The sequence below is a fragment of the Streptomyces sp. NPDC006335 genome, from assembly GCF_040612795.1.
Taxonomy (GTDB): domain Bacteria; phylum Actinomycetota; class Actinomycetes; order Streptomycetales; family Streptomycetaceae; genus Streptomyces.
In genome coordinates, this window is record NZ_JBEXQX010000003.1 from 240,330 (window position 1) to 264,362 (window position 24,033).

General features: G+C 70.9%; 23 protein-coding genes and 2 pseudogenes. 11 read left to right on the top strand and 14 right to left on the bottom strand.

Annotated elements, in window-relative coordinates:
• The first annotated feature begins 1 nt into the window (after nucleotide 1).
• Together ABZ098_RS11835 and ABZ098_RS11840 are read left to right on the top strand one after the other, a co-directional pair.
• The gene (locus tag ABZ098_RS11835; protein WP_356590504.1) at nucleotides 2–1,276 is read left to right on the top strand and encodes an SAV2148 family HEPN domain-containing protein; all 1,275 of its coding nucleotides are present in this window, start codon (nucleotides 2–4) and stop codon (nucleotides 1,274–1,276) included.
• 110 nt (nucleotides 1,277–1,386) lie between these two features.
• Nucleotides 1,387–2,109, top strand: a complete 723-nt coding sequence (locus tag ABZ098_RS11840; protein WP_356589766.1) for a 3'-5' exonuclease — start codon at nucleotides 1,387–1,389, stop codon at nucleotides 2,107–2,109.
• A gap of 22 nt (nucleotides 2,110–2,131) precedes the next feature.
• Here the strand turns inward: ABZ098_RS11840 and ABZ098_RS11845 are convergent, their stop codons facing one another.
• Both ABZ098_RS11845 and ABZ098_RS11850 read right to left on the bottom strand, forming a co-directional pair.
• Entirely contained in the window at nucleotides 2,132–2,677 is a 546-nt protein-coding gene (locus ABZ098_RS11845) for a YbaK/EbsC family protein (protein ID WP_356589768.1), read from the bottom strand.
• Nucleotides 2,638–3,603: a DMT family transporter gene (locus ABZ098_RS11850; protein WP_356589770.1), complete on the bottom strand. Its 966-nt coding sequence runs from the start codon at nucleotides 3,601–3,603 to the stop codon at nucleotides 2,638–2,640. The genes ABZ098_RS11845 and ABZ098_RS11850 overlap by 40 nt, the downstream gene beginning before the upstream one ends.
• Before the next feature lie 80 nt (nucleotides 3,604–3,683).
• Between ABZ098_RS11850 and ABZ098_RS11855 the strand changes: the two genes are divergently transcribed.
• Nucleotides 3,684–4,592 carry a LysR family transcriptional regulator gene (locus ABZ098_RS11855; RefSeq protein ID WP_356589772.1) on the top strand — a complete coding sequence of 303 codons (909 nt, stop codon included), beginning with the start codon at nucleotides 3,684–3,686 and terminating at the stop codon, nucleotides 4,590–4,592.
• Nucleotides 4,593–4,598: 6 nt separating this feature from the next.
• Here ABZ098_RS11855 and ABZ098_RS11860 read toward each other — a convergent pair whose 3' ends face one another.
• The gene (locus tag ABZ098_RS11860; RefSeq protein ID WP_356589774.1) at nucleotides 4,599–5,453 is read right to left on the bottom strand and encodes an aminoglycoside phosphotransferase family protein; all 855 of its coding nucleotides are present in this window, start codon (nucleotides 5,451–5,453) and stop codon (nucleotides 4,599–4,601) included.
• A gap of 212 nt (nucleotides 5,454–5,665) precedes the next feature.
• On the opposite strand from ABZ098_RS11860, the gene ABZ098_RS11865 reads away from it, so the two are divergent.
• The 5 genes and pseudogenes from ABZ098_RS11865 (at nucleotide 5,666) to mgt (ending at nucleotide 10,242) form a co-directional block, all read left to right on the top strand.
• On the top strand, nucleotides 5,666–6,601 hold the full coding sequence (locus ABZ098_RS11865; RefSeq protein WP_356589776.1) for a sugar ABC transporter permease: 936 nt from the start codon (nucleotides 5,666–5,668) through the stop codon (nucleotides 6,599–6,601).
• The gene (locus ABZ098_RS11870; protein WP_356589778.1) at nucleotides 6,598–7,431 is read left to right on the top strand and encodes a carbohydrate ABC transporter permease; all 834 of its coding nucleotides are present in this window, start codon (nucleotides 6,598–6,600) and stop codon (nucleotides 7,429–7,431) included. Before ABZ098_RS11865 ends, ABZ098_RS11870 begins: the two co-directional genes overlap by 4 nt.
• Complete coding sequence (locus ABZ098_RS11875; protein WP_356589780.1) at nucleotides 7,431–8,705, top strand: sugar ABC transporter substrate-binding protein; 1,275 nt, start codon at nucleotides 7,431–7,433, stop codon at nucleotides 8,703–8,705. Before ABZ098_RS11870 ends, ABZ098_RS11875 begins: the two co-directional genes overlap by 1 nt.
• Before the next feature lie 115 nt (nucleotides 8,706–8,820).
• Nucleotides 8,821–9,009 (top strand): annotated as a pseudogene (locus ABZ098_RS11880) (ErmE/ErmH/ErmO/ErmR family 23S rRNA (adenine(2058)-N(6))-methyltransferase); the annotation flags it as partial.
• Nucleotides 9,006–10,242 (top strand): annotated as a pseudogene (mgt, locus tag ABZ098_RS11885) (macrolide-inactivating glycosyltransferase). The pseudogenes ABZ098_RS11880 and mgt, both read left to right, overlap by 4 nt.
• A gap of 71 nt (nucleotides 10,243–10,313) precedes the next feature.
• On the opposite strand, the gene ABZ098_RS11890 reads toward mgt, so the two are convergent.
• Nucleotides 10,314–12,578: an MMPL family transporter gene (locus tag ABZ098_RS11890; RefSeq protein WP_356589782.1), complete on the bottom strand. Its 2,265-nt coding sequence runs from the start codon at nucleotides 12,576–12,578 to the stop codon at nucleotides 10,314–10,316.
• A 234-nt stretch (nucleotides 12,579–12,812) separates the two neighbouring features.
• Here ABZ098_RS11890 and ABZ098_RS11895 point away from each other — a divergent pair, with 234 nt between their 5' ends.
• The 3 genes from ABZ098_RS11895 (at nucleotide 12,813) to ABZ098_RS11905 (ending at nucleotide 14,824) form a co-directional block, all read left to right on the top strand.
• Nucleotides 12,813–13,361 (top strand): DUF1697 domain-containing protein, encoded by a 549-nt coding sequence (locus ABZ098_RS11895; RefSeq protein ID WP_356589784.1) that lies wholly within the window; start codon nucleotides 12,813–12,815, stop codon nucleotides 13,359–13,361.
• Nucleotides 13,354–13,719: a nuclear transport factor 2 family protein gene (locus ABZ098_RS11900; protein WP_356589786.1), complete on the top strand. Its 366-nt coding sequence runs from the start codon at nucleotides 13,354–13,356 to the stop codon at nucleotides 13,717–13,719. The genes ABZ098_RS11895 and ABZ098_RS11900 overlap by 8 nt, the downstream gene beginning before the upstream one ends.
• An 88-nt stretch (nucleotides 13,720–13,807) precedes the next feature.
• Nucleotides 13,808–14,824, top strand: coding sequence for a 2-dehydropantoate 2-reductase N-terminal domain-containing protein (locus ABZ098_RS11905; RefSeq protein WP_356589788.1), 1,017 nt, complete (start codon nucleotides 13,808–13,810; stop codon nucleotides 14,822–14,824).
• On the opposite strand, the gene ABZ098_RS11910 is transcribed toward ABZ098_RS11905, so the two are convergent.
• From ABZ098_RS11910 to ABZ098_RS11955, 10 genes are all read right to left on the bottom strand, one after another.
• Nucleotides 14,814–15,548 carry a sirohydrochlorin chelatase gene (locus ABZ098_RS11910; RefSeq protein WP_356589790.1) on the bottom strand — a complete coding sequence of 245 codons (735 nt, stop codon included), beginning with the start codon at nucleotides 15,546–15,548 and terminating at the stop codon, nucleotides 14,814–14,816. The genes ABZ098_RS11905 and ABZ098_RS11910 overlap by 11 nt on opposite strands.
• A 5-nt stretch (nucleotides 15,549–15,553) precedes the next feature.
• Nucleotides 15,554–16,432 (bottom strand): ABC transporter permease, encoded by an 879-nt coding sequence (locus ABZ098_RS11915; protein WP_356589792.1) that lies wholly within the window; start codon nucleotides 16,430–16,432, stop codon nucleotides 15,554–15,556.
• Nucleotides 16,419–17,228 (bottom strand): ABC transporter ATP-binding protein, encoded by an 810-nt coding sequence (locus tag ABZ098_RS11920; RefSeq protein ID WP_356589794.1) that lies wholly within the window; start codon nucleotides 17,226–17,228, stop codon nucleotides 16,419–16,421. Before ABZ098_RS11920 ends, ABZ098_RS11915 begins: the two co-directional genes overlap by 14 nt.
• Before the next feature lie 12 nt (nucleotides 17,229–17,240).
• Nucleotides 17,241–18,344, bottom strand: coding sequence for an ABC transporter substrate-binding protein (locus ABZ098_RS11925; protein WP_356589796.1), 1,104 nt, complete (start codon nucleotides 18,342–18,344; stop codon nucleotides 17,241–17,243).
• Between the two features lie 222 nt (nucleotides 18,345–18,566).
• The gene (locus ABZ098_RS11930; protein ID WP_356589798.1) at nucleotides 18,567–19,895 is read right to left on the bottom strand and encodes a GTP-binding protein; all 1,329 of its coding nucleotides are present in this window, start codon (nucleotides 19,893–19,895) and stop codon (nucleotides 18,567–18,569) included.
• Between the two features lie 2 nt (nucleotides 19,896–19,897).
• Nucleotides 19,898–20,836, bottom strand: coding sequence for a sulfate adenylyltransferase subunit CysD (gene cysD / locus ABZ098_RS11935; protein ID WP_356589800.1), 939 nt, complete (start codon nucleotides 20,834–20,836; stop codon nucleotides 19,898–19,900).
• Complete coding sequence (gene cysC, locus ABZ098_RS11940) at nucleotides 20,833–21,396, bottom strand: adenylyl-sulfate kinase (protein ID WP_356589802.1); 564 nt, start codon at nucleotides 21,394–21,396, stop codon at nucleotides 20,833–20,835. Before cysC ends, cysD begins: the two co-directional genes overlap by 4 nt.
• Nucleotides 21,393–22,103, bottom strand: coding sequence for a phosphoadenylyl-sulfate reductase (locus ABZ098_RS11945; RefSeq protein ID WP_356589804.1), 711 nt, complete (start codon nucleotides 22,101–22,103; stop codon nucleotides 21,393–21,395). The genes cysC and ABZ098_RS11945 overlap by 4 nt, the downstream gene beginning before the upstream one ends.
• The gene (locus ABZ098_RS11950; protein WP_356589806.1) at nucleotides 22,100–22,288 is read right to left on the bottom strand and encodes a hypothetical protein; all 189 of its coding nucleotides are present in this window, start codon (nucleotides 22,286–22,288) and stop codon (nucleotides 22,100–22,102) included. The genes ABZ098_RS11945 and ABZ098_RS11950 overlap by 4 nt, the downstream gene beginning before the upstream one ends.
• Nucleotides 22,285–23,982: a nitrite/sulfite reductase gene (locus ABZ098_RS11955; RefSeq protein WP_356589808.1), complete on the bottom strand. Its 1,698-nt coding sequence runs from the start codon at nucleotides 23,980–23,982 to the stop codon at nucleotides 22,285–22,287. The genes ABZ098_RS11950 and ABZ098_RS11955 overlap by 4 nt, the downstream gene beginning before the upstream one ends.
• Nucleotides 23,983–24,033: the final 51 nt, after the last annotated feature.

Sequence of the window (24,033 nt, forward strand, 5' to 3'; positions counted from 1 at the left end):
AGTGCTCGGGGGAGCGGAAGGCGGTGCGCGGGTGGGCTCGGGAGGGCTGGAGTTGCCCCCTGGTGACGAGGGTCACGAGGGGAACTCCGCAGACGCCCCGCCCGGCACGGTGTCCCTGGCGCGGCCGATGGACGCGGGAGCGACGATCGGGCCGGAGCTGGACTGGGACGCCGACGCCTGGCGCGAGGTACGTACGCGCGCACAGCGGGCCGGCCGGGCCTACATCTGGTTGAACCTCGTCGAACAGCGGCTGCGCGCCGTCGTGGCCGCTGTTCTGCGCCCCATCTACGAACCCGTCCACGGCCACGACGACTGGGTGGTCGCGGCCGCCGGACCCGCCGGACAGGAGTGGGTCCAGCGCGCGGTCGCGGTCCGCGAGGTCAGCCGCCGCAAGGGCTATCTGCTCGACCCCGCCGACGACAACGTCCTCAGCTTCCTCACCCTGCCCCAGCTGCGCGAGCTGATGGTGCAGCACTGGCCGTGCTTCGAGCCCTACTTCGACGACCGCCGGGACGTCGAACTGGCCCTGGACGAGCTGGAGGTGACCCGCAACGTCGTCTCCCGCAACCGGGCCCTGTCCGAGGCGGTCCTCGGTCAGGCCGAGCGTGCCTCCGCCAAGCTCCTCGAGATACTCGGCGCCGGCGGCGACGTGCCGTCCGCGCGCAGGCTGCCCGTCGACGCCGTCGAGGACCTGGTCGGCGACCGGTACGCCGACGTGGTCGCCGTACACCCCGACCGGGTGCGGCTGCTGCGCCAGTTCCCCGCCGAGGACATCTTCGGCGGCGCCCGCCGACTCGACGCCGTCGGTATCGGCCTCAACCTCCTCGTGCAGAACTTCTCCGGGCGCCGCCTGGTGCGGCTGGCCGAGGCCGGCTGCCGGGTGCGGCTGCTGTTCCTGAACCCGGCCTCCAGCGCGGTCAAGCGGCGCGAGCGGGAACTGGGCATGAAGCGAGGCGAGTTGAGCCGCGCCGTCGAGATGAACATCCTGCACATGCGCCGGGTGCGGTCCAGGCTGCGCGACCCGGGCGCCTTCGAGATCCAGGTCTACGACGACACCCCGCGCTTCACGGCCTACCTCGTGGACGGCGACGGTTCGGACGGCATCGCGGTCGTGCAGTCCTATCTGCGCCGGTCGCGGGGCATGGAGGCACCGGTCCTCGTGCTGCGCAACGGCAGCCGGGTCGTCAAGGCGGGCGACGTGGACGACAGCGGTCTCTTCCCCACCTACCGCGAGGAGTTCGAGACGAACTGGGCGGATTCGCGACCGGTGTCCTGAACGTCCCACCGTGCGGGGCCCCAAGCGGAACGCGCTCCTCTGATTGTCAGTGGCGCATGGGAAGGTGGAGACCACTGGGGGAAAGCACCACCAAGGAGGGGGGACCACCCATGGGCTGGCACCGAGAGCTGCTGATCGGCTTCGACCTGGAGACCACCGGCACCGATCCGCGCGAGGCGCGCATCGTCACAGCCGCCGTGATCGAGGTCAGGGACGGGCAGCCCCTGGGGCGCCGGGAGTGGCTGGCGGACCCGGGCATGGAGATCCCGGCGGACGCCGTGGCGGTGCACGGCATCAGCAACGAACGGGCGGCCGCCGAGGGCCGCCCCGCCGACCAGGTCGCCGACGCCATCGCGGACGTCCTCACGACCTACTGGAAGACGGGCGTCCCGGTGGTCGCCTACAACGCCGCCTTCGACCTGAGCCTGCTCTCCGCCGAACTGCGCCGCCACGGCCTGCCGTCGCTGCGCGAGCGCCTGGGCGGCCTCGACCCCGCACCGGTCATCGACCCGTACACCATCGACCGCTCGGTGGACCGCTACCGCCGCGGCAAGCGCAACCTCGAAGCGGTCTGCACCGAGTACGGCATCGCGCTCGACACCGCCCACGACGCCGGCGCCGACGCCCTCGCCGCGGCCCGGCTGGCCTGCGCGATAGCCGTCCGGCACCCCAAGGTCGCGGGTCTTGGCCCGGCCGACCTGCACCGCCGTCAGATCGAGTGGTACGCGCAGTGGGCGGCGGACTTCCAGGACTTCCTGCGCCGCAAGGGAGACGCGACGGCGGTGGTCGACGGCACGTGGCCGCTGCGGGAGCCGGCCGACGAGACGGTGTGAGAGGGCGTCACCCCGACGCGCCTCACTCCGGGAGGGCGCCCGGCATCGCATCCGGAGTCGCGTCCGGAAGCGGAGGGCTCGCGATGGGCTCCACCCGGGGCTTCGCCAACCGCTCGTAGTCGGCCCCCGACATGCACAGCGACCGGTCGAGCCGGGCGGCGTTGAAATACAACCGGGGCTGCTTCACGACCTCCGGATCGGCGACCACCTCCAGCTCGGGATCGAAGCTGAACGGCAGCACCGTGCCGGGGATCGCACGGGCCAGCCGCTCGGCGGTCTCCGCATCGCTGAACCCGACGTAGCGCGCCGCGAACAGCGCCCGGACTGCGTCCAGGTCCACCCGCCGGTCCCCGGGGACGACCGCGAGGACATGCCGGGTGGTCCGGCGGTCCACCTTGACCCGCAGCACGATGCACTTCGCGGCCTCGCAGGTGGGGTGCCCGCGCAGCGCGCACACGGCCTCGGTGCTGCCCTCGGGTGCGTGGTCGATCAGCTCGTAGCCGACGCGGGAGGTGTCGAGCAGGGAGATCAGACGGTCGTAGGTGTCGTGGGTGTCGTCGCCGGGCATCGGGTGTCCTCTTCCATGGGGCGAACTTCGGTGCGGGGCGGGGTGGTTGCGCGATGGGCACGCTCCACGGACTGCCCCCAGTAGGTGCCGGTGATCATCATGACCGCGCCGAGCCCGGTCAGTGCGGTGAAGTGCTCTCCGCCGAGGGCGACGCCCGCCGCCGCGGCCCAGATCGGTTCGGTGCCCAGCAGCAGACTGGCCCGACTGGCCGAGGTGCGCTGCACCGCCCAGGTCTGGGCGAGGAAGGCGAACACACTGCAGAACAGGGCGAGGTAGAGCAGTTGCGACCAGGTGACCGCGTCCGCGCGGGACAGGGTCGGAAGGTCGCGGGCGGCCAAGGGGAGGAACAGGACCGTGCCGACGAGGGTCTGCACGGTGGTGAGGTGCAGCGGCCGGATCGCCCGGCCGGTGGTGAGCCGACCGACCAGGGCGACATGGCCGGCCCGGACGACCGCGGCCCCCAGCATCAGCAGGTCGCCGAGGCGGGGCGCGTGGAAGCCGTTGCCCGCCATGAGGAGCCCTACGGCCAGGACGCACACACCGGCGGCCGCGTAGAACACGGGCGGCAGTCCGCCCCGGTGACCGGTGCGGTCGAGGAGGGGGGTGAGGACGATGGTCAGGCTGATGATGAGCCCCGCGTTGGCGGCGCTGGTGTGGGCGACGCCGTAGGTCTCGACGACCAGGACGGCGGCCTGGGTGAGGCCCAGGGGCACCCCCGCCCGCAGCTCCTCGCGGGTCCACCGGCGGGGCCCTCGGCCGGGCGGGGCGAGGACTCCCAGGCAGGCGAGCGCGGACAGGGCGTAGCGGGCGAAGAGGACCAGCAGGACGGGGAGAGCGGACGTCGCGGTCTGGGCGGAGAGATAGCTCGAACCCCAGACGATCGCGACCAGCAGGAGTACCAGGTCGGTACGGCGGGCGTCGGACACCCGCCCACCCTGCACCGATCCGTCTCTGAAGCCCAGAACCAGTTTCTTCAACGATCTTTTAGTGCTCCTACACTGTAGTGATGGACGAACGGCAGCTCCGGATCCTGCGGGAGCTCGGCGAACTGGGCAGCGTCACCGCGGTCGCCGAGGCGCTCCTCGTGACTCCGTCGGCGATCTCGCAGCAGCTCAGGCTGTTGCAGCGTTCGGTGAAGGCGCCGCTGACCGAGCGCGACGGCAGACGGCTGGTGCTCACGGACGCCGGACAGGCGCTGGCGGGCGCGGCCATCGAGGTGGAGACGGCGCTGGCCCGCGCCCGGCACACGGTCGAGGAGTTCGTGGACCGCCCCGACGGCGAGGTCTCGGTGGCGGCCTTCCACAGCGCGGGCGCGGCCTTCTTCCCCCTGCTGCTGCGCGCCCTCGCCGCCCCCGGCACCCCGGTGCCGAGGCTGGCCGACGAGGACGTCCCGCAGGAGGACTTCCCGCGCCTCACCCGCGAGTACGACATCGTCCTGGCCCACCGCCTCGACCACGCCTCAGCCTGGCCGCCCACGGTGACGGCCACCACGCTCCTGCGTGAGCCGCTCGACGTGGCCATGCCCGCCGACCACCCGCTGGCGGCCCGACGCAGGGTGACCCCGGCGGACGTGGCCGGCGAACCCTGGATCACCGTCCACGACGGTTTCCCGGTCATGGCCACCGTCGAGGCGATCGCGGCGGCGGCGGGCCGCCGCCTGCACCTGGCCCACCGCATCAACGAGTTCGCGGTGGCGGCGGAGGCGGTGGCGGCGGGGGGAGGCCTGGCGCTGATGCCCCGCTGGACGATGCGCCGGCATCCGGCGCTGGTCCTGAGGCCCTTGAGCGGAGTACGGGCCAGACGCCACATCGACGCCCTGTACCGCCCGGAGAGAACTGCGAGGAGGGCGGTCCGCACGGTGTTGACGGAGCTGAGGAGGGCAGCCCTCCTGATTCAGGGGGAGGAGACGTCCTAGGGGCGGTCAGAACGGATACCACCGCACCGTCTCATCACCGTCCCGCAAGGACGCCACCCTGCGCTCGAACTCCGCCAACGCCTTCGGATTCGACGGCGCGTGCTGGGCGACCCACGCGCAACTGGCCGTCTCCCGGGCCCCTCGCAGCACCGAGCACCCCTCCCACTCCCGCACGTCCCACCCGTACGCGGAGGTGAACGCGTCGTAGGCCTCCGCGGGCATCCCGTACCGGTCCCGCGAGAGAGCCATGACCACCAGATCGTGCTCCCGCAGATCCGAGGAGAAGGTCTCCAGGTCGACCAGGACAGGCCCGGACGGCCCGACGTGCACATTGCGCGGGAGTGCGTCCCCGTGGATCGGCCCCGGCGGCAGGTGAGGCGTCACCGCGGCCGCGGCCGCCGCGAAACCGTCCCGCCGCTCCCGCAGGTACGCCGCGTCGGCCGAGTCGATCGCCTCACCCGCGAGCCGCAGCCACCGCTCGACCCCGCCCAGCAGCTCTCGGGGCGGCAGGGCGAAGGAGGGCGAGGGCAGCGCGTGCACGACCCGCAGCAGTTCGGCCAAATCCCGCGGCTCGGCGGGACGTACGGCGTCGGGGAGCCGGTGCCACAACGTCACCGGATGTCCCTCGACCAACAGCGCCTTCGGCTCGGCCGCCCGCACCGCCGGCACCCCCTCCTCCGCCAGCCACACCGCGATGTCCAGTTCACGGCGGGCCCGGTCGAGGAGCTCGGCGTCGCGTCCCACCTTGACGACCAGGTCACCGGCGGCGAACACGGCGTTCTCCCCGAGGGCCAGGAGCTTCGCGGACCCCGCCGGCAACCCCGCCGCTGCCAGTACGTCCCGCGCCCGTGCCTCGTCCATCGTCCGGCCTCCCGGTCCTGACATGTCCCGCATGCCCGTGTATCGCCACCGCGAACGGCGTCGAGTTCGCGCCATCGCCCGGTCAGTCTCGCATTCCCACAGGTGGGCCCGTGTGCGCGCTGCCTTGACGGCGCATACCCCCTTCACGACCATGACGGAGGCCCAGGCCAGGAGGGCCGGATCGTCACGAGCCGCGTGAAGGAGTCGATGACGTGACCTTGGTGACCGCGACGGAGCGGTCGGCGCGGGGCGCACCGCGCGCCGAGGGGGACCGCCGCCCGCCCGACCGCGGGGCCTGGTTCCTGGTGCTGCCCGCACTGATCCCGATCCTGGTGCTGAGCGTGGGACCCCTGCTGTACGGGATCCTGCTGGCCTTCACCGACGCCCAGTCGGGCCGGACCCGGGCCACCCAGTGGATCGGCGGCCTCAACTTCCGGGACCTGCTGCACGACACGCTGTTCTGGGAGTCGTTCCGGATCGGTCTGGTGTGGGCGGTCGGCGTGACCGTGCCGCAGTTCCTGCTGGCCCTGGGGCTCGCCCTGCTGCTGAACCAGGACCTCAAGCTGCGCTGGCTCGCCCGCGCCCTCGCGATCACCCCCTGGGCGATGCCCGAGGTCGTCGTCGGTGTCATGTGGCGCCTCGTCTACAACCCGGACGCCGGTGTCCTCAACGAGACCCTGCGCACCCTCGGCCTCGGCGACGGCCGGGACTGGCTCAGCGGACTGTCCACCGCCCTGCCCGCCGTGATCGTCGTCGGCGTCTGGGCCGGGATGCCGCAGACGACGGTCACCCTGCTCGCCGGCCTCCAGAACACCTCGCGCGAACTCCACGAGGCGGCCGCGATGGACGGCGCGGGCGCCTGGCGCAGATTCCGCACGGTCACCTGGCCCGCCCTCAGACCGGTCGCCCTCGCGATCACCGCGCTCAACTTCATCTGGAACTTCAACTCGTTCGCCCTGGTGTACGTCCTGACCAGCGGCGGACCCGGCGGCCGCACCCGCCTGCCCATGCTCTTCGCCTACGAAGAGGCCTTCCGGTACGGCCAGTTCGGCTACGCGGCCGCCATGGGCCTCGTGATGGTCGCCGTCGTCTCCGTCCTGCTCGCCCTCTTCCTCGTGGGCCGCCTCAAGGGAGGTGACGACACATGAGGACCAGCACCACCGGCCGTGTCGGCCAGTACGCCGCCCTCCTCGCTTATCTCGTCTTCCTCGCCTTCCCCTTCCTCTGGCTCGTCTCCACCGCCTTCAAGTCCCCGCGCGAGCTGGGCAGTCTGCACCCCACCTGGATCCCCAGGGACCCCACCCTCGACAACTTCCGTCAGGCCTTCGACGAACAGCCCCTGCTGCGCGCCGCCGGGAACTCCCTGCTCGCCGCGCTCGCCGCCGCCGTGATCGCCGTACTGATCGCGACCCCGCTCGCCTACGTCATGGCCCGCCGGCGCACCCGGCTCGCGAAGGCGGCCACGGGCTGGGTGGTGGTCAGCCAGGCGTTCCCGCTCGTACTGGTGATCATCCCGCTGTTCCTGGTGCTGAAGAACCTGCGGCTGATCAACTCCCTCGCGGGCCTGGTGATGGTGTACGTCGTGTGGGCGCTGCCGTTCGCGCTGTGGATGCTCGTCGGGTACGTCCGTGCCGTGCCGACCGAGCTGGAGGAGGCGGCGGCCGTCGACGGGGCCGGACGGCTCAGGACCCTGGTGTCGGTCACGGCGCCGCTGCTCGCGCCGGGGATCGTGGCGACGGCGCTGTTCGCGTTCATCACCGCGTGGAACGAGTTCTTCTTCGCCCTGGTGCTGCTGAAGACCGCGGACAAACAGACCCTGCCGGTCGTCCTCACCCACTTCATCGGGGCGGAGGGAGTCGCCGACCTCGGCCCGCTCGCGGCGGCCGCCTTCCTCGCCACCCTTCCCTCGCTGGTCATCTTCGCGATCATCCAACGCCGTATCACGGGAGGCATGTTGGCCGGGGCGGTGAAGAGCTGATGCGCGCGCGATGGTTCGCGGGGGTCCTCCTCCTGCTCCTGGCCGGATGCACCGGCACGAGCGCGTCCGAGGACGGTCGCGTCACCCTCCGCTTCCAGTCCCTGGCCTGGCAGGAGGAGTCCGTCGAGGCCAACCAGGAACTCGTGAAGGAGTGGCACGCGACCCATCCCGACGTCAAGGTCGAGTATGTGCAGGGGAGTTGGGACAGCGTCCACGACCAGTTGCTCACCTCGTTCGAGGGCGGCGAGGCGCCCGACATCATCCACGACGCCTCCGACGACCTCGCGGACTTCGCCTACGGCGGCTATCTCGCGGATCTCAGGGACCTGCTGCCCGAGCGGCTGAAGTCGGACATCCCGCAGCGGAGTTGGGACACCGCCACCTTCGGCGACGGCGTCTACGGCGTGCCCTTCCTCCAGGAACCCCGCGTCCTGATCGCCAATACCGAGTGGCTGAAGGGGTCCGGCGTACGGATTCCGACCCCCGAACACCCGTGGAGCTGGGCGGAGTTCCGCCGGATCACCGAACAGCTCAGCGGTGCCGGCAAGTACGGCGTGGCCTGGCCGCTCAAGGAGCCCGTCTCCGCGACCCTCAACCTGTCCCTGTCGGCGGGCGGACAGCTCTTCCACCGGGGCGCCGACGGAAAGGTCACCATCCGCCTCGAGAAGGCCGACGAGACCGTGCCCCGCACCATCCACGACCAGGCGAACACCGATCGCAGCGCCTCGCCCACCACGCTCGGCAGCGGCGGCTCCGACACCCTGCCCGGCTTCTTCGGCGGCAAGTACGCGATGGTTCCGCTCGGGTTCTCCTACCGTCAGCAGATCGCGCAGCAGGCACCCAAGGGCTTCCGGTGGCAGGTGCTGCCCGCCCCGGCCGGCGCCGACGGGCTCACCCAGGGCGTCAGCCCGCAGACCCTGTCCGTCGCCGAGGACAGCCCGCACAAGAAGGAGGCCGTCGAGTTCATCGACTTCCTGCTCCGGCCGAAGAACATGGTCCGGCTGGCGCTCGGGGACTGGATGCTGCCCACGGGGACCGAGGCGCTGAAGGACCCCGCCCTGCACACCGCCAAGGACGGCTGGGCGACGGGGACCGCCCTCGCCTCGCACCTCCGGCCGGCGCCCGCGCAGTCCGTCCGGGGCTATCCGGAATGGAAGGACAAGGTCGCCACCCCCGCCTTCCAGGAGTACTACAGCGGCGCGATCGGCCTCGGTGAGCTGCGCAAACGTCTGGAGGACGACGGGAACCTGGTGCTGGCGCGCTACCAGCGGTGACGCTCCGACCGTGCGGCCGCGGCACGCCTCGCGAGGCTCGACGTATCTGAGGGCCCCCACCCTCACCGCGGCGAAGTACTTCGCGTCCGGCGATCAGTACGGCCGGCGGCATCCGGTCGAGCTCGGGTTTTCGGGCGTCGGGGGCTTGATGCATGCCTCCCTGTGACGGACCCGCCCCCGGCGCCGGGTCGACGCGGCCTTCCGTGCCGCCGGTCTCGACCGGACCGTACTCGTGGGAGCTGTGTCCCCCGAACGATGGTTGCGGCTTCACGAGGTGCTTGCGCCGCGCCCTGAGACAGAATGAGATTGTACGAGACGTCTCGTCTCGCCTAGTCTCCTCCCCATGACCACTCCCTCGCACATCGCCATGTTCTCCATCGCCGCCCACGGCCACGTCAACCCCAGCCTGGAGGTGATCCGCGAGCTCGTGGCGCGGGGGCACCGGGTCACGTACGCCGTTCCGCCCCTGTTCGCCGAGAAGGTCGCCGAGGCCGGGGCCGAGCCGAAGCTCTGGAACTCGACCCTGCCCGGGCCCGACGACGACCCGTCGGCCTGGGGCACCGAGCTGCTCGACCACGTGGAGCTCTTCCTCGCCGACGCGATGCAGGCCCTGCCGCAGCTCGCCGAGGCGTACGAGGGCGACGAACCGGATCTCGTCCTGCACGACATCACCGCCTACCCGGCCCGCGTCCTCGCCCACCGCTGGGGCGTGCCCGCGATCTCCCTCTCGCCGAACCTCGTCGCCTGGGAGGGCTACGAGGAGGAGGTCGCCGAGCCCCTGTGGGCCGGACCGAAGAGCACCGCACGGGGGCAGGCCTACTACGCCCGCTTCGAGGACTGGCTGCGCCGGAACGGCATCGACCTGCACCCCGATTCCTTCGTCGGCCGCCCCGACCGCTCCCTCGTCCTCATCCCCCGGGCGCTCCAGCCGAACGCCGACCGGGTCGACGAGAGCGTGTACACCTTCGTCGGCGCCTGTCAGGGGGACCGCGCGGCGCAGGGGGAGTGGCGGCGGCCGGCCGGGGCCGGGAGGGTGGCACTGGTCTCCCTCGGCTCCTCGTTCACCAAGCGGCCCGACTTCTACAGGGAATGCCTCAAGGCCTTCGGTGACCTCCCCGGCTGGCACCTCGTGCTCCAGATCGGCAAGCACGTGGACCCGGCCGAGCTGGGCGCCGTACCGGACAACGTCGAAGTGCGTTCCTGGGTCCCGCAGTTGGCGGTTCTCAGGCAGGCCGACCTGTTCGTCACGCACGCCGGCGCGGGCGGCAGCCAGGAGGGACTGGCGACCGCCACGCCGATGATCGCCGTACCGCAGGCCGTGGACCAGTTCGGCAACGCCGACATGCTCCAGGGCCTCGGGGTCGCCCGCCGGATCGACACGGAGGAGGCGAGCGCCGAGGCGCTGCGAGAGGCCGCCCTCGCGCTCGTCGACGACCCCGAGGTCGCCCGCAGGCTCAAGGAGGTCCAGGCGGAGATGGCCCGGGAGGGCGGCACACGCGGCGCCGCCGACCTCATCGAGGCGGAACTGCGCGCATGAGTGAGGGCCCGTTGGCACCCCGGTGGCCAACGGGCCCTCAGCGCAAGGGGGTTCTGTCCCTGTCGCCAGGGTCAGACCCTGAGCGGCTCCCCCTCGTCGTCCCGCGCCGGGGGCGCCGCCACGGCGTCCGCGGCCTCGTCGTGGGTGAGGTCGGGCAGCCGGTGCAGCCACTTCGGCAGGTACCAGTTGCGCTCGCCGAGCAGCGCCATGACCGCCGGGAGCAGCACGCCCCGGATGATCGTCGCGTCGATGAGCACCGCGGCCGCGAGGCCCACGCCCATCTGCTTCATGGACTGCATGGACAGCGTCCCGAAGATCGCGAACACGGCGACCATGATGACGGCGGCGCTGGTGACGACACCGGCCGTGGTGACCACCCCGTGCTGGATCGCGTCCTTCGTGCCGCGGCCCCGCAGGTGCGCCTCACGGATCCGCGAGACCACGAACACGTGGTAGTCCATCGACAGGCCGAACAGGATCACGAAGAGGAACAGCGGCAGCCAGGTGATGATGGCGCCGACACCCTCCGCGCCCACCAGCGACGCGCCCCAGCCGTGCTGGAAGACCGCGACGAGGATGCCGTAGGCGGCGCCCACCGACAGCAGGTTGAGCACGATCGAGGTGATCGCGACCGTCAGCGAGCGGAACGACAGCAGCATCAGCACGAAGGCGAAGACCACGACGAACGCGAAGACCGGGACGACCGCTCCCGCCAGTTGGTCGTTGAAGTCCTTGGAACCGGCGACCTGTCCGGTGATCGGCGCCTCGACCCCGTCGACCTTGCCGAGCGTGGCCGGACGCACCTCGTCGCGCAGCTTGTCCAGGCTCTCGCCGGCCTTGTCCAGGTCGGAGCCGCCCACCAGCGGGACGTACACGAAGGCGAGGTTCTGCGCGTCGTGCAGCTTGATCTCGACCGGGCCCCGCGAGGCGCCCGAGGAGACAGCCTTCGCCTTGAAGTCGGCCAGCGCGCCGGTGACTTCAGGAGCGTTGATGTCGGCCGCCTTGACGACCACCTCGGCCGGCTCGGTGCCGCCCGGGAAGGCGTCGTTGACCCGGTTGTACGTCTGCACGATCGGCAGCGAGTCGCCGAACTCCTGGTCCAGGGTGAGGTTCTGCGTCTTCATGCCGAGGGCGGGAGCCGCGATGGCCAGCAGCGCGCCGGCCGCGACCACGACCGAGACGACGGGCTTGGCGAGCACGCCCTTCAGCACGGCGGTCCAGAAGCGGCTCTCCCGGTTGCCGCCCCGCTTGCGGCGCAGCCGGCTCTCCGGGTGCAGGAAGGGGATCTTGCCCTTCTCGACCCGCTCGCCCAGCAGCGAGAGCAGCGCGGGCAGCACGGTCACGGAACCGACCATGGCGACCGCCACGACCATCAGCGAGGCCAGGCCCATCGCCTCGAACTCGGCGAGCCCGGTGAAGAGCATGCCCGCCATCGCCACGCACACCGTGACACCGGAGACGATGATCGCGCGGCCACTGGTGGCGGCGGCGATCCGCAGGGCTGTCTGAGAGTCCCGCCCGGCCTGCCGCTCCTCGCGCTCCCGGCGCAGATAGAACAGGCAGTAGTCGACCCCCACGGCCAGACCGACCAGCAGCATCACCGAGTTGGCGGTGTCGCTCATCGGCATGACATGGCTGACGATGCCCATCAGGCCCATCGTGGCCATGATCGCGCTGACGGCCAACAGCACCGGCAGCAGCGCCGCGACCAGGGCGCCGAACGCGATGAGCAGGATGCCGAGGGCCACCGGCACCGCGGAGATCTCGGCCTTCTGGAAGTCGTCGCCGAACGCGTCGTCGAACGTCTTCATCATGCTGGCGCCGCCGATCTCCTCGATCCGCAGCGACCCGTGCTCCTTCTGCACCCCCTCGACGGCCTTCAGCACCGGCTCGACCCGTTCCCCGGCGGTGTCCGCCTCGCCGCGCATGTCGAACTGCACGAGCGCGCTGCGGCCGTCCTTCGAGATCGTGTTCGTGTCGTACGGCGAGGTCACGTCGGTGACCTTGCCGGTGCCCTCGACGGCCTTCACGACCGCGGCGACGGCCGCCCTGAAGTCGGCGTCGGTCGCCTTGCCGCCGGCGTCCTTGGCCTGGATCAGCACCGACTCACTGGCCGGCTCGTCGATCCCGGCGTCCTCGATGATCTTCGCGGCGGTGTGGGTCTCCCCCTTGAGCTGGTCGCTGTCCTTGACGTCGACCCGGCCGGCCGCCGAGCCGAGTCCCATGGCCAGGACGACGAACAGCACCCAGATACCGACGGCAGCCCATCGGTGCCGTGCGCTCCAGCCGCCGGCCCGGGCGGCCAGGCCCCGCACCCTTGTGTCTCCGTTCCCCATGACGGGCTTGCCCCCTTGTGAGCGGTGGCAGCCCCCTGCCGCCACCTTTCGCTACGACGGTATGAGCTGGATAAACCCGTCTCGTCGTGCTGGCCGGTGAAGTGCGGGGGCCACCGGCTCCTCCCAAGGGACCGCGCGCCCTCCGTACTGGGGAGGACCGTGACCCTTACATCTAACGAACGTCGTACGGGGCGGTGATCGGGGTCCGCGCGCACTCCGTCCTAGGGTGTGCGCATGACGACCACCTACGCGGCGCTGCTGCGCGGAATCAACGTCGGCGGCAGCAGGAAGGTCCCCATGGCCGACCTGCGCACGCTGATGGAAGACCTCGGACACGACGGCGTCCGCAGCTACCTCCAGAGCGGCCAGGCCGTGTTCACCGCCGACCACGGCGACGAGGACTCCCTGGCCGCCGAACTCACGGACGCGATCGAGAAGCGGTTCGGCTTCACGGTCGACGTGATCGTCCGCGACCACGCCTACCTGAAGGCCATCGCCGACAACTGCCCCTTCCCGGCAGCAGAGTTGGAGGGAAAGCAGCTCCACGTCACCTACTTCTCCGCACCCGTCGACGCGGACCGCTTCGCGGAGATCGACCAAGCGGCCCACCTCCCCGAGGAGTTCCGCCTCGGCGACCGCGCCCTGTACCTGTACGCCCCGAACGGCCTGGGCCGCTCCAAGCTCGCCGAGCAACTCTCCAAGCCACGCCTGAACAAGGGCCTGATCGCCACCAGCCGCAACTGGAACACGGTCGTCAAGCTGGTGGAGATGACCGGTGAGTGACCGCGGCCCCGCCGTGGAGGCCGCCGTCCAGGGCGAGTTGCGGCTGCTCGACCCCGAGGTGCGCGCCTCGCCCGAGCTGGTGGGCGCGCTGCTGCACCCCGAGTTCCACGAGTTCGGCGCGTCCGGACGGCACTGGGACCGCACGTCGATCATCGCCGCCCTCGCGGGGGCCGGCGACGAGGCGGCCGACCCGATCGTGGCGTCCGGGATGAAGGGCGTCGAGCTCGCTGTCGGCCTGGTGCATCTCATCTTCGACACGGAGTCCAACGGCGCCCACGCACACCGCAGTTCGCTGTGGCGGCTCACCCCGAGCGGGTGGCTGCTCTACTTCCACCAGGCGACGCCGTTCGCGGAGTGACGTGACGGGACCGCGAACCGACGGCGCTCGCCCCGGTGGACGGACGGCCCCACGGACAAGGTCGAGACCGCTGTGCGAGGCTCCTCCCATGCGTTACATCATCATCGGGGCCGGAGCGGTCGGCGGGGCCGTCGGCGGGCGGCTCGCGGGGGCCGGGCACGAGGTCGTCCTGGTCGCGCGGGGCGCGCACCACGCGGCGCTCAGGGACGGCGGACTGCGGCTGCGCGTGCCGGAGGGCGAGTTCACGTACCGGCTCCCGGTCGTGGACGGCCCGGCGCAACTCGGCACCCTGCGCGCCGACGACGTCCTCGTCCTCGCCGTGAAGACCCAGGACACGCGAGGCGCCCTCGACGCCTGGGGGCCGGCCCCGGTCGAGGGCGGCGGCACGGCGGCCGAGCGGCTGCCGCTGCTGTGCGCGCAGAACGGCGTGGAGGGGCAGCGCGTGGCCCTGCGCCGCTTCCGGCACGTCTACGGCGTCTGCGTGTGGCTGCCGGCGACCTTCGTCGAACCCGGGACCGTCTCCGCCGCGGGCAGTCCGCTCACCGGCATCCTGCACCTGGGCGTCTACCCGCACGGCACGGACGAGACGGCCCGGCGGATCGCCGCCGACCTGGAGAAGGCGAGGTTCGAGGCACCGGTCGTGCCGGACCTGGCCCGCTGGCAGTACGCCAAGCTGCTGTCCAACCTCGCCAACGCCGTCGAGGCGGTCACCGGTCCCGTCGAGAGCGAGGAGGCCCTGGCGCTCGTCCAGCGGGTGCGGGCCGAGGGGGCCGCCGTCCTCGACGCCGCCGGGATCACGTACACGAGTGTCGAGGAACAGCGCGCGGTGCGCGGCGACAAGATCACCCTGCTGCCCCTGGAGAACGCGCCCCGCGGCGGCAACTCCTCCTGGCAGTCCCTCACCCGCGGCACCGGCACCATCGAGGCCGACTACCTCAACGGCGAGATCACCCTCCTCGGCCGCCTGCACGGCGTACCGACCCCGTTGAACGAACTCCTCCAGCGCCTGGCGAACACCTTCGCCCGGGAACGCCGGGCGGCTGGGTCGATGCCGCTGGAGGAACTCGTACGGCTGGCCGACGAGCTGGAGCGTCCTACGCGCTGACCGGCAGCAGGACCCGTGCCGACGCGCTGTCGTACCGCCGCAGCAGCACCCGCGCCACCTCCGGTGCGGGCCCGAGCACCTCGGCCAGCACGTCCGCCTGCGCCGCGCCCCGCCCGATCCGGTCGGGCAGGAACCCCGGGGCGAGGACGTACGGCGCCACGGCCACCTTCGCGCAGCCCAGGGCGCGCAGTTCGCGTACCGCGTCCTCGGTGCGGGGCAGGGCCGCGGAGGCGAACGCAGGCCGCACGGCGCACCAACCGGTGTGCCGCCACTCCCGCGCGATGTCAGCGATCACTGCGATCGCCTCCGGGTCGGTGGACCCCGCCGAAGCCAGTACGACCCCGGTCGAGGACTTGTCGGCGGGCGTCAACCCCGCCTCGTACAGCCGTCGTTCGAGCGCCGACAGGAGCAGCGGGGACGGTCCCAGCACCTCCGCCTGCCGGATCCGCAGCTGCGGCGGCGCGTCCCGCAGCACCGCGGGGATGTCCGCCTTCGCGTGGAACGCCCGCGTCAGCAACAGCGGCAGCGCTACGACGTCACGGACGCCCTGTGCCGCCAGCGACTCCAACACCCCCTGCACGGAAGGGATGTTGAAGTCGAGGAAGCCCGTCTCCACCCGTACGTCCGGGCGCAGCGAGCGCACCCGGCGGACGAGGGCGTGCACCGTCGCGGCGTGCCGCGGGTCGCGGCTGCCGTGGGCGATGACCAGGAGGACGGGCTTCATGGGAGTCAGCCCTTCACCAGCAGACCGCGGCTGCGCAGCACCCACCGCTCCAGCGGGCTGAAGATCAGCAGGTCGATCGCGATGCCGACGAACAGGATGAGCAGGATCGCCTCGAACACCATGGCCATGTCGCTGTTGGTGCGGCCGTTCTCCAGCAACTGGCCGAGACCCACGCCCAGATCGGGGAACTGGGCGATGATCTCCGCGGCCATCAGCGAGCGCCAGGAGAACGCCCAGCCCTGCTTGAGGCCCGCCACGTAACCGGGCAGCGCGGCCGGCAGCGTGACGTGCCAGATGCCCTTGACGCCCGTCGCGCCCATCGTGCGGCCGGCCCGCAGGAACAGCGGCGGCACCTGGTCGACGCCGGACACCAGGCCGTTGGCGATGGAGGGGACTGCGCCGAGCAGGATCACCGCGTACATCATGGAGTTGTTCAGGCCCAGCCAGATCACGGCCGGCGGCACCCACGCCACCGACGGCAGCGACTGGAGGCCGGACAGGATCGGGCCGATGGCCGCCCGGATGAACTTCACCCGGGCCACGATCAGACCCAGCGGGGTGCCGATGAGCAGGGCGAAGAAGAAGCCCAGCAGACCGCGCGAGACGCTGGTCCAGATGTAGCCGAGCAGATCGCCCTGGAGCCAGGCCTCCTTGAACGTGTCGCCCACGGCCGCCGGGGAGGGCAGCTTGGACGGGTCGTCCACGATCGGGTAGAGCAGGGTCCAGATCACCAGGACCACCGCGAGCGCGATGACCGGCGGCAGGACCTTGTTGACCAGGGTCTGCCGGAGGGGCGGGCGGCCGGTGGTCCGGGTCTCCAGCGCGTCGAGGCCCGCCTCTACGCTCCCGGCGTCCTGGGCCGGTGTCGTGTCAGTGCTGGCCATGGCGGCGGATCTCCCCACGCAGTTCTTCGGTGATCTCACGGGCCAGTTCGGCCACGGGCGCGTCCTCGATGCGGCGCGGCTGCGCAATGTCGACCGTCCACTCGCGCGCGATCCGGCCGGGGCGGGAGGACAGCAGGATCACGCGCTGCGCGAGCCGTACCGCCTCCCGGACGTTGTGCGTGACGAACAGGACGGACACGCCGGTCTCCGCCCAGATCCGGGTGATCTCGTCGTGCAGCACGTCCCGCGTGATGGCGTCGAGGGCCGCGAACGGCTCGTCCATCAGCAGCAGGTTGCTCTCCTGGGCGAGCGCGCGAGCCAGGGCCACGCGCTGGCGCATACCGCCCGACAGCTCGTGCACGCGCTTGCCGTACGCGCCCTTCAGCCGGACCAGTTCGAGCAGCTCCTCGGCCTTGCCGCGCCGCTCGGGCTTGGCAACTCCCCTGACCTTCAGGGCGAGTTCGATGTTCTTGCCCGCGGTCAGCCACGGGAAGAGGGCGTGCTCCTGGAACATCAGGGCGGGGCGGCCGTCCGTGGTGATGGACCCGGCGGTCGGGCCGTCGAGCCCGGCTACCAGGTTCAGCAGGGTGGACTTGCCGCAGCCCGAGGCCCCCAGGAGGGTGACGAACTCGCCCGGCGCGACATCGATGCTGACGTCGTCCAGGACGAGCTGCTGTCCGCCCGGTCCCGCGAAGGACTTCGAGACGTGGTCGAGACGCGCGGCGTACTCGACCGTCTCGTCGGCCTTGGCGAGCGTCGTGGTCGTGGCCATGGTCGTCACCTCCTGGGAACTCATCGGGGAACGGGGTCAGCTCGTGCCGAGACCGGCGGCGTCGACGGTGGGCTCGCCCTCGGCCTTGAGGACCTTGTTGAGGATCGTGAGGTCGTAGATCCCGTTCAGGTCGGGCTTCTCCAGCAGGCCGGCCTTGACCGCGTGCTCCGCCTCGGTGTTCAGGGTGGCGGCCAGCGGGTCGTTGGTGAACTGGATCGACTTCCAGGCCGGGTCCAGGACCGCGGGCTTGAGCGCCTTGCCGGAGTCCGCCTCCAGCTGCTTGTTGGCCGCCGCCTTCGCCGCGTCCGGGTTGGCGTTGATCCACTTGTTGGCTTCCACCGACGCCTTCAGGACGGCCTCGACCGCCTTCGGGTGCTCCTTGAGGAAGTCCTGGCGCACGATGATGTTCGTGATCACGAACTTCTTGTCCGGCCACAGCGACGACTCGTCGAGCAGCACCTTCGCGCCCTCGGCGACCAGCTTGGACGCGGTCGGCTCCGGCACCCAGGCGCCGTCGATGGAACCGGACTTGTAGGCGTCCGGCGTGATCTTGTTGTCGGTACGGACGACGGTGACGTCACCCTTGCCGCTCTGCGCGTCGACCTTCCACCCCTGCTCGGCGATCCAGTTGAGGAACGCCACGTCCTGCGTGTTGCCGAGCTGCGGGGTCGCGATCTTCTTGCCCTTGACGTCCTTCAGGGACTTGATCTTGTCCGGGTTGACGACCAGCTTCACACCGCCGGAGGCCGAACCGCCGATGATCTTCAGGCTCTTGCCGCCCGACTTGACGTAGCCGTTGATCGCCGGGGAGGGGCCGATCCAGCCGATGTCGATCGACTTGGAGTTGAGCGCCTCGATCTCGGACGGGCCGGCGTTGAAGGTCGCGTACGAGGCCTTGGTGGCCCCGAGCTCCTTCTGGAAGAAGCCCTTGTTCACCCCGACGAGCGCGGTGCCGTGGGTCAGGTTGCCGAAGTAGCCGATCTTGACGGAGTCGAGGCCGTCGATCTTCTTGGCGCCGGCGGCGACCTTGGCGGTGCCGTCGTCCTTGGCCTCGGAGCCGTAGCCGCACGCGGCGAGGGTGAGGAGCGGGAGCGCGGCGATGACCGCGAAGGTACGGCGAAGAGCGGATGAAGCAGGCACGGGAGGTGTTCCTCTCGGAGGCCCGGCGGTCACGGTCTCTCAGGTCGTGGCCGGGAGGTCGGCAGGTCTGCGTCTACGGCTGTGGGGGGACGGGGCGCGCAAGCGGTGCGCGTACGTCAGCGCACACATCGCGCCACCCCGCCCTGCCCGCTGCCGAGCGCGCCGCTGCCTACGCGGCCGCCCTCCTTCGCGAACGTGGACCAGTAGTCGAGGGGGTTCATGTCAGAAGTCCCACCCGTCGTCCTCGGACTCGTCCTTGACGGGCTCCGGGGACGCGAACGACTCGCCGACCATGCCCGCGGTGAGCGTGGTGCCGTCGTTCGGGTCGATGAGGATGAACGAACCGGTGCGCCGCGAGTCCGAGTAGGAGTCGACGGGCAGCGGTTCGGCGGTGCGGATCTTCACGCGGCCGATGTCGTTGGCGACGAGCTGTCCCGGGTGCGGGTGCAGGGACAGGTCGGCGAGCGTGAGCCGGGACGGGATGTCCTTGACGATCGCCTTGACCGTGCGGGTGCCGTGCTTGAGCAGGACGCGGTGGCCGACGGTCAGCGGGGCGTCGGCCACGTGGCAGACGGTCGCCTCGATGTCCTGGGTGGTCGGCGGCGCGTCCTTGCTGGGCACCAGCAGGTCGCCGCGCGAGATGTCGATGTCGTCCTCCAGGAGGATCGTCACCGACTGGGTCGTCCAGGCCACGTCGACCGGCTCACCGAGCAGGTCGATACCGGCGATCTTCGTGGAGCGGCCCGAGGGGAGCACGGTGACCTGCTCGCCGACCCGGAAGGATCCGGCGGCGATCTGACCGGCGTAGCCCCGGTAGTCGGGGTGCTCGGAGGTCTGCGGACGGATCACGTACTGCACGGGAAGGCGCGCGTGGCAGTGGGACAGGTCGTGGGTGACCGGGACCGTCTCCAAGTGCTCCAGGACGGTCGGGCCGCCGTACCAGTCCATGTTCGCCGACGGCTCCACCACGTTGTCACCGGCGAGCGCCGAGATCGGGATCGCGGTGACCTCCGGAACGCCCAGTTCGAGCGCGTACGCCGTGAACTCCTCGGCGATCGCGGCGAAGACGGGCTCGGCGTAGTCCACCAGGTCCATCTTGTTGACCGCGAGCACCACGTGCGGCACCCGCAGCAGTGCGGCGAGGGCCGCGTGCCGGCGGGTCTGCTCCACGACGCCGTTGCGGGCGTCGATGAGGATCACCGTCAGCTCGGCCGTGGAGGCACCCGTCACCATGTTGCGGGTGTACTGCACGTGGCCTGGGGTGTCGGCGAGGATGAACCGGCGCCTCGGGGTGGCGAAGTAGCGGTAGGCCACGTCGATGGTGATGCCCTGCTCGCGCTCGGCCCGCAGCCCGTCGGTGAGCAGCGCGAGGTCGGGAGCCTCCTGGCCGCGGCTCGCGGAGACCCGCTCGACGGCCTCCAGCTGGTCGACGAGGACCGACTTGGAGTCGTGCAGCAGCCGGCCGACGAGGGTCGACTTGCCGTCGTCGACGGAGCCGGCGGTCGCGAACCGCAGCAGGGTCGTCTCGGTGAGTTCCGTGGTGGTGGTCATGCTTAGAAGTACCCCTCGCGCTTGCGGTCTTCCATCGCGGCCTCGGACATCTTGTCGTCGGCGCGGGTGGCGCCGCGCTCGGTGAGCCGGGAGGCGGCGATCTCCGTGATGACCTTCTCGATGCTGTCGGCGTCGGAGTCGACGGCACCCGTGCAGGACATGTCACCGACGGTCCGGTAGCGCACCAGGCGCTTCTCGACGGTCTCGCCGTCCTTGGGGCCGCCCCACTCACCGGCGGTCAGCCACATGCCGCTGCGCGAGAACACCTCACGCTCGTGGGCGAAGTAGATCTCCGGCAGCTCGATGCCCTCGCGGGCGATGTACTGCCACACGTCCAGCTCGGTCCAGTTGGACAGCGGGAAGACCCGGACGTGCTCACCGGGGGCGTGGCGGCCGTTGTACAGGTTCCACAGCTCGGGGCGCTGACGGCGCGGGTCCCACTGGGAGAACTCGTCGCGCAGCGAGAACACCCGTTCCTTGGCGCGGGCCTTCTCCTCGTCCCGGCGGCCACCGCCGAAGACCGCGTCGAACTTCTCCGCCTGGATCTTCTCCGTCAGCGGCAGCGTCTGGAGCGGGTTGCGGGTGCCGTCCGGACGCTCCTTGAGCACACCGCGGTCGATGTAGTCCTGTACGGAGGCCACATGGAGGCGCAGCCCATGGGCGGCGACCACACGGTCCCGGTACTCAAGGACCTCGGGGAAGTTGTGTCCCGTGTCCACATGCAGCAGCGAGAAGGGGATCGCCGCGGGGGCGAACGCCTTCAAAGCCAGGTGCAGCATGACGATCGAGTCCTTGCCGCCGGAGAACAGGATCACCGGCCGCTCGAACTCACCCGCCACCTCACGGAAGATGTGCACCGCCTCGGACTCCAGCGCGTCCAGGTGCGAGAGGGCGTACGGAGCCTCCGTGCCGTCCTCCGCCTTCGCAACGGTCGTCGTCATGCCAGTCCCCTCTCGGTGAGCAGCGCGTGGACCGCGGCCGCGGACTCCTGGACGGTCTGGTTCTGCGACTCGATCCGCAGATCGGGCGACTCGGGCTCCTCGTAGGGGTCGTCGACCCCGGTCAGCCCGGACAGCTCGCCCGCGGCCTGCTTGGCGTACAGGCCCTTCACATCGCGTACGGAGCACACCTCGACCGGAGTCGCCACGTGGATCTCCAGGTACGCGGCGCCGCTGTCCTGGTGACGCTTGCGCACCGCGTCACGGCTGTCGGCGTAGGGCGCGATGACCGGGACCAGCACCTTGACGCCGTTGCGGGCGAGCAGTTCGGCGACGAAGCCGATGCGCTGCACGTTGGTGTGCCGGTCCTCGCGGCTGAAGCCGAGGCCCGCGGAGATGAACTCGCGGATCTCGTCGCCGTCGAGCACCTCGACGAGGTGGCCCTCCTCGCGCAGCTTGCCGGCCAGCTCGTACGCGATGGTGGTCTTGCCGGCACTCGGCAGACCCGTGAGCCAGACGGTGGCTCCGGTCGTCACGTGCAACTCCTTGGTAGATGTCGTCATCCGTGCAGCCCGCACTCGGTCTTCGCACGGCCCGCCCAGCGGCCGGCGCGCGCGTCCTCGCCCTCCAGGACACGGCGGGTGCAGGGGGCGCAGCCGACGGACGCGTAGCCGTCCATCAGCAGGGGGTTCGTCAGGACTCCGTACTCCTGGACGTAGGCGTCCACGTCGTCCTGGGTCCAGCGGGCGATCGGGGAGACCTTGACCTTCTGCCGCTTCTCGTCCCAGCCGACGACCGGGGTGCCCGCCCGGGTCGGGGACTCGTCGCGGCGCAGGCCGGTCGCCCAGGCCAGGTAGTCCTTCAGGCCCCGCTCCAGCGGCTCGACCTTGCGCATCTTGCAGCACAGGTCGGGGTCGCGGTCGTGCAGCTTGGGGCCGAACTCCGCGTCCTGCTCGGCGACCGTCTGACGCGGGGTGAGCGTGATGACGTTGACGTCCATCACGGCCTCGACCGCGTCCCGGGTGCCGATGGTCTCCTCGAAGTGGTAGCCGGTGTCGAGGAAGACGACGTCCACGCCCTTGAGGACCCGGGACGCGAGGTGCGCGACCACCGCGTCCTCCATCGACGAGGTCACGCAGAAGCGCTTGCCGAAGGTGTCGACGGCCCACTGGAGGATCTCCAGGGCGGAGGCGTCCTCCAGGTCGCGGCCGGCCTGCTCGGCGAGCGCCTTGAGATCGTCGGTCGAGCGCTCTTCCTGAATCGCGGTCATATCTGATCTCCCCCTGCGTCGGTGTGCTGAAGACCCCGGGCGAGGAGCCCGAGGAACTTCAACTGGAATGCGCGGTTGCACGCCGCGCATTCCCAGGCGCCGTGGGCGCCTTCCAGGGCTTCGCTCGGACGCAGGTCCTCGTCGCCGCAGTAAGGGCAGTAGAAGGGGGCGGCACGCTCGCTCATGAGAGGGCCTCCTCGGACGCGCGCGAGGCCCAGGCGGCGAAGCGCTCGCCCTCCTCGCGCTCGGCCTGGTACCGCTTCAGGACCCGCTCGACGTAGTCGGGCAGCTCCTCGGAGGTGACCTTGAGGCCACGCACCTTGCGGCCGAACCCGGCCTCCAGGCCGAGCGCGCCGCCCAGGTGCACCTGGTAGCCCTCGACCTGCTCGCCCCGGTCGTTGAGGACGAGCTGCCCCTTGAGACCGATGTCCGCCACCTGGATGCGGGCGCAGGCGTTCGGGCAGCCGTTGAGGTTGATGGTGAGTGGCTCGTCGAAGTCCGGGATCCGGCGCTCCAGTTCGTCGATCAGGGAAGAGCCGCGCTGCTTGGTCTCGACGATGGCGAGCTTGCAGTACTCGATGCCGGTGCAGGCCATGGTGCCGCGCCGGAAGGGCGAGGGCTTGGCCGTCAGGTCCAGCGCCTCAAGGGCCTCGACCAGCGGCTGGACCTGTGCCTCCTCGACATCGAGGATGATCATCTTCTGCTCGACGGTGGTACGGACCCGGCCCGAGCCGTGGGCCTCCGCGACCTCGGCGATCTTCGTCAGCGTGGCGCCGTCGACACGGCCGACGCGCGGGGCGAAACCGACGTAGAAGAGGCCGTCGTTCTGGCGGTGCACGCCGACGTGGTCGCGCCAGCGGCCCGAGGGCTCGGCGGGCGCGGGACCGTCGACCAGCTTGCGCTTCAGGTAGTCGTCCTCCAGGACCTGGCGGAACTTCTCCGGGCCCCAGTCGGCGACGAGGAACTTCAGACGGGCGCGGGTGCGCAGCCTGCGGTAGCCCCAGTCACGGAAGATGCCGACCACGCCGGCCCACACCTCGGGCACCTCGGCCAGCGGCACCCAGGCGCCGAGCCGGACACCGAGCTTGGGGTTCGTCGACAGGCCGCCGCCGACCCACAGGTCGAAGCCGGGGCCGTGCTCGGGGTGCTCGACACCGACGAACGCGATGTCGTTGATCTCGTGGACCACGTCCAGCAGCGGGGAGCCGGAGATCGCCGTCTTGAACTTGCGCGGCAGGTTGGAGAACTCCTTGCTGCCGATGTACCGCTCGTGGATCTCCTCGATGGCCCAGGTGCCGTCGATGATCTCGTCCTCGGCGATGCCGGCGACCGGCGACCCGATGACGACACGCGGGCAGTCGCCGCAGGCCTCGGTGGTGGAGAGACCGACCGCCTCCAGGCGGTTCCAGATCTCCGGGACGTCCTCGATGCGGATCCAGTGGAGCTGGATGTTCTGCCGGTCGGTGACATCCGCGCTGCCGCGCGCGAACTCCTCGGAGATCTCGCCGATCACGCGCAGCTGCTGGGTGGTGAGGCGTCCGCCGTCGATCCGCACCCGCAGCATGAAGTACTTGTCGTCCAGCTCCTCCGGCTCCAGGATCGCGGTCTTGCCGCCGTCGATCCCGGGCTTGCGCTGGGTGTAAAGGCCCCACCAACGCATCCGGCCGCGCAGGTCGTTGGGGTCGATCGAGTCGAAGCCGCGCTTCGAGTAGATCGTCTCAATGCGTGTCCGCACATTGAGACCGTCGTCGTCCTTCTTGAACTGCTCGTTGCCGTTTAGCGGGGTGTGGTGCCCCGCGGCCCACTGACCCTCACCGCGGTGACGGCTCACCTTGCGGCGGGGCGCTGCGGCAGCAGGGTTCTGCGGGGTGGCGGCCATGGTTGTTACGTCCTTCGGGACAGGCGGGAAGCGGCTCTTACCTGCGCGTAC

Bases quoted from the DNA above. Each gene is read 5' to 3' on its own strand.
- ABZ098_RS11840 (WP_356589766.1), top strand. From the start codon at position 1,387: ATGGGCTGGCACCGAGAGCTGCTGATCGGCTTCGACCTGGAGACCACC.
- ABZ098_RS11845 (WP_356589768.1), bottom strand. From the start codon at position 2,677: ATGCCCGGCGACGACACCCACGACACCTACGACCGTCTGATCTCCCTG.
- ABZ098_RS11855 (WP_356589772.1), top strand. From the start codon at position 3,684: ATGGACGAACGGCAGCTCCGGATCCTGCGGGAGCTCGGCGAACTGGGC.
- ABZ098_RS11860 (WP_356589774.1), bottom strand. From the start codon at position 5,453: ATGGACGAGGCACGGGCGCGGGACGTACTGGCAGCGGCGGGGTTGCCG.
- ABZ098_RS11870 (WP_356589778.1), top strand. From the start codon at position 6,598: ATGAGGACCAGCACCACCGGCCGTGTCGGCCAGTACGCCGCCCTCCTC.
- ABZ098_RS11875 (WP_356589780.1), top strand. From the start codon at position 7,431: ATGCGCGCGCGATGGTTCGCGGGGGTCCTCCTCCTGCTCCTGGCCGGA.
- ABZ098_RS11890 (WP_356589782.1), bottom strand. From the start codon at position 12,578: ATGGGGAACGGAGACACAAGGGTGCGGGGCCTGGCCGCCCGGGCCGGC.
- ABZ098_RS11895 (WP_356589784.1), top strand. From the start codon at position 12,813: ATGACGACCACCTACGCGGCGCTGCTGCGCGGAATCAACGTCGGCGGC.
- ABZ098_RS11905 (WP_356589788.1), top strand. From the start codon at position 13,808: ATGCGTTACATCATCATCGGGGCCGGAGCGGTCGGCGGGGCCGTCGGC.
- ABZ098_RS11910 (WP_356589790.1), bottom strand. From the start codon at position 15,548: ATGAAGCCCGTCCTCCTGGTCATCGCCCACGGCAGCCGCGACCCGCGG.
- ABZ098_RS11915 (WP_356589792.1), bottom strand. From the start codon at position 16,432: ATGGCCAGCACTGACACGACACCGGCCCAGGACGCCGGGAGCGTAGAG.
- ABZ098_RS11920 (WP_356589794.1), bottom strand. From the start codon at position 17,228: ATGAGTTCCCAGGAGGTGACGACCATGGCCACGACCACGACGCTCGCC.
- ABZ098_RS11930 (WP_356589798.1), bottom strand. From the start codon at position 19,895: ATGACCACCACCACGGAACTCACCGAGACGACCCTGCTGCGGTTCGCG.
- cysD (WP_356589800.1), bottom strand. From the start codon at position 20,836: ATGACGACGACCGTTGCGAAGGCGGAGGACGGCACGGAGGCTCCGTAC.
- cysC (WP_356589802.1), bottom strand. From the start codon at position 21,396: ATGACGACATCTACCAAGGAGTTGCACGTGACGACCGGAGCCACCGTC.
- ABZ098_RS11945 (WP_356589804.1), bottom strand. From the start codon at position 22,103: ATGACCGCGATTCAGGAAGAGCGCTCGACCGACGATCTCAAGGCGCTC.
- ABZ098_RS11950 (WP_356589806.1), bottom strand. From the start codon at position 22,288: ATGAGCGAGCGTGCCGCCCCCTTCTACTGCCCTTACTGCGGCGACGAG.
- ABZ098_RS11955 (WP_356589808.1), bottom strand. From the start codon at position 23,982: ATGGCCGCCACCCCGCAGAACCCTGCTGCCGCAGCGCCCCGCCGCAAG.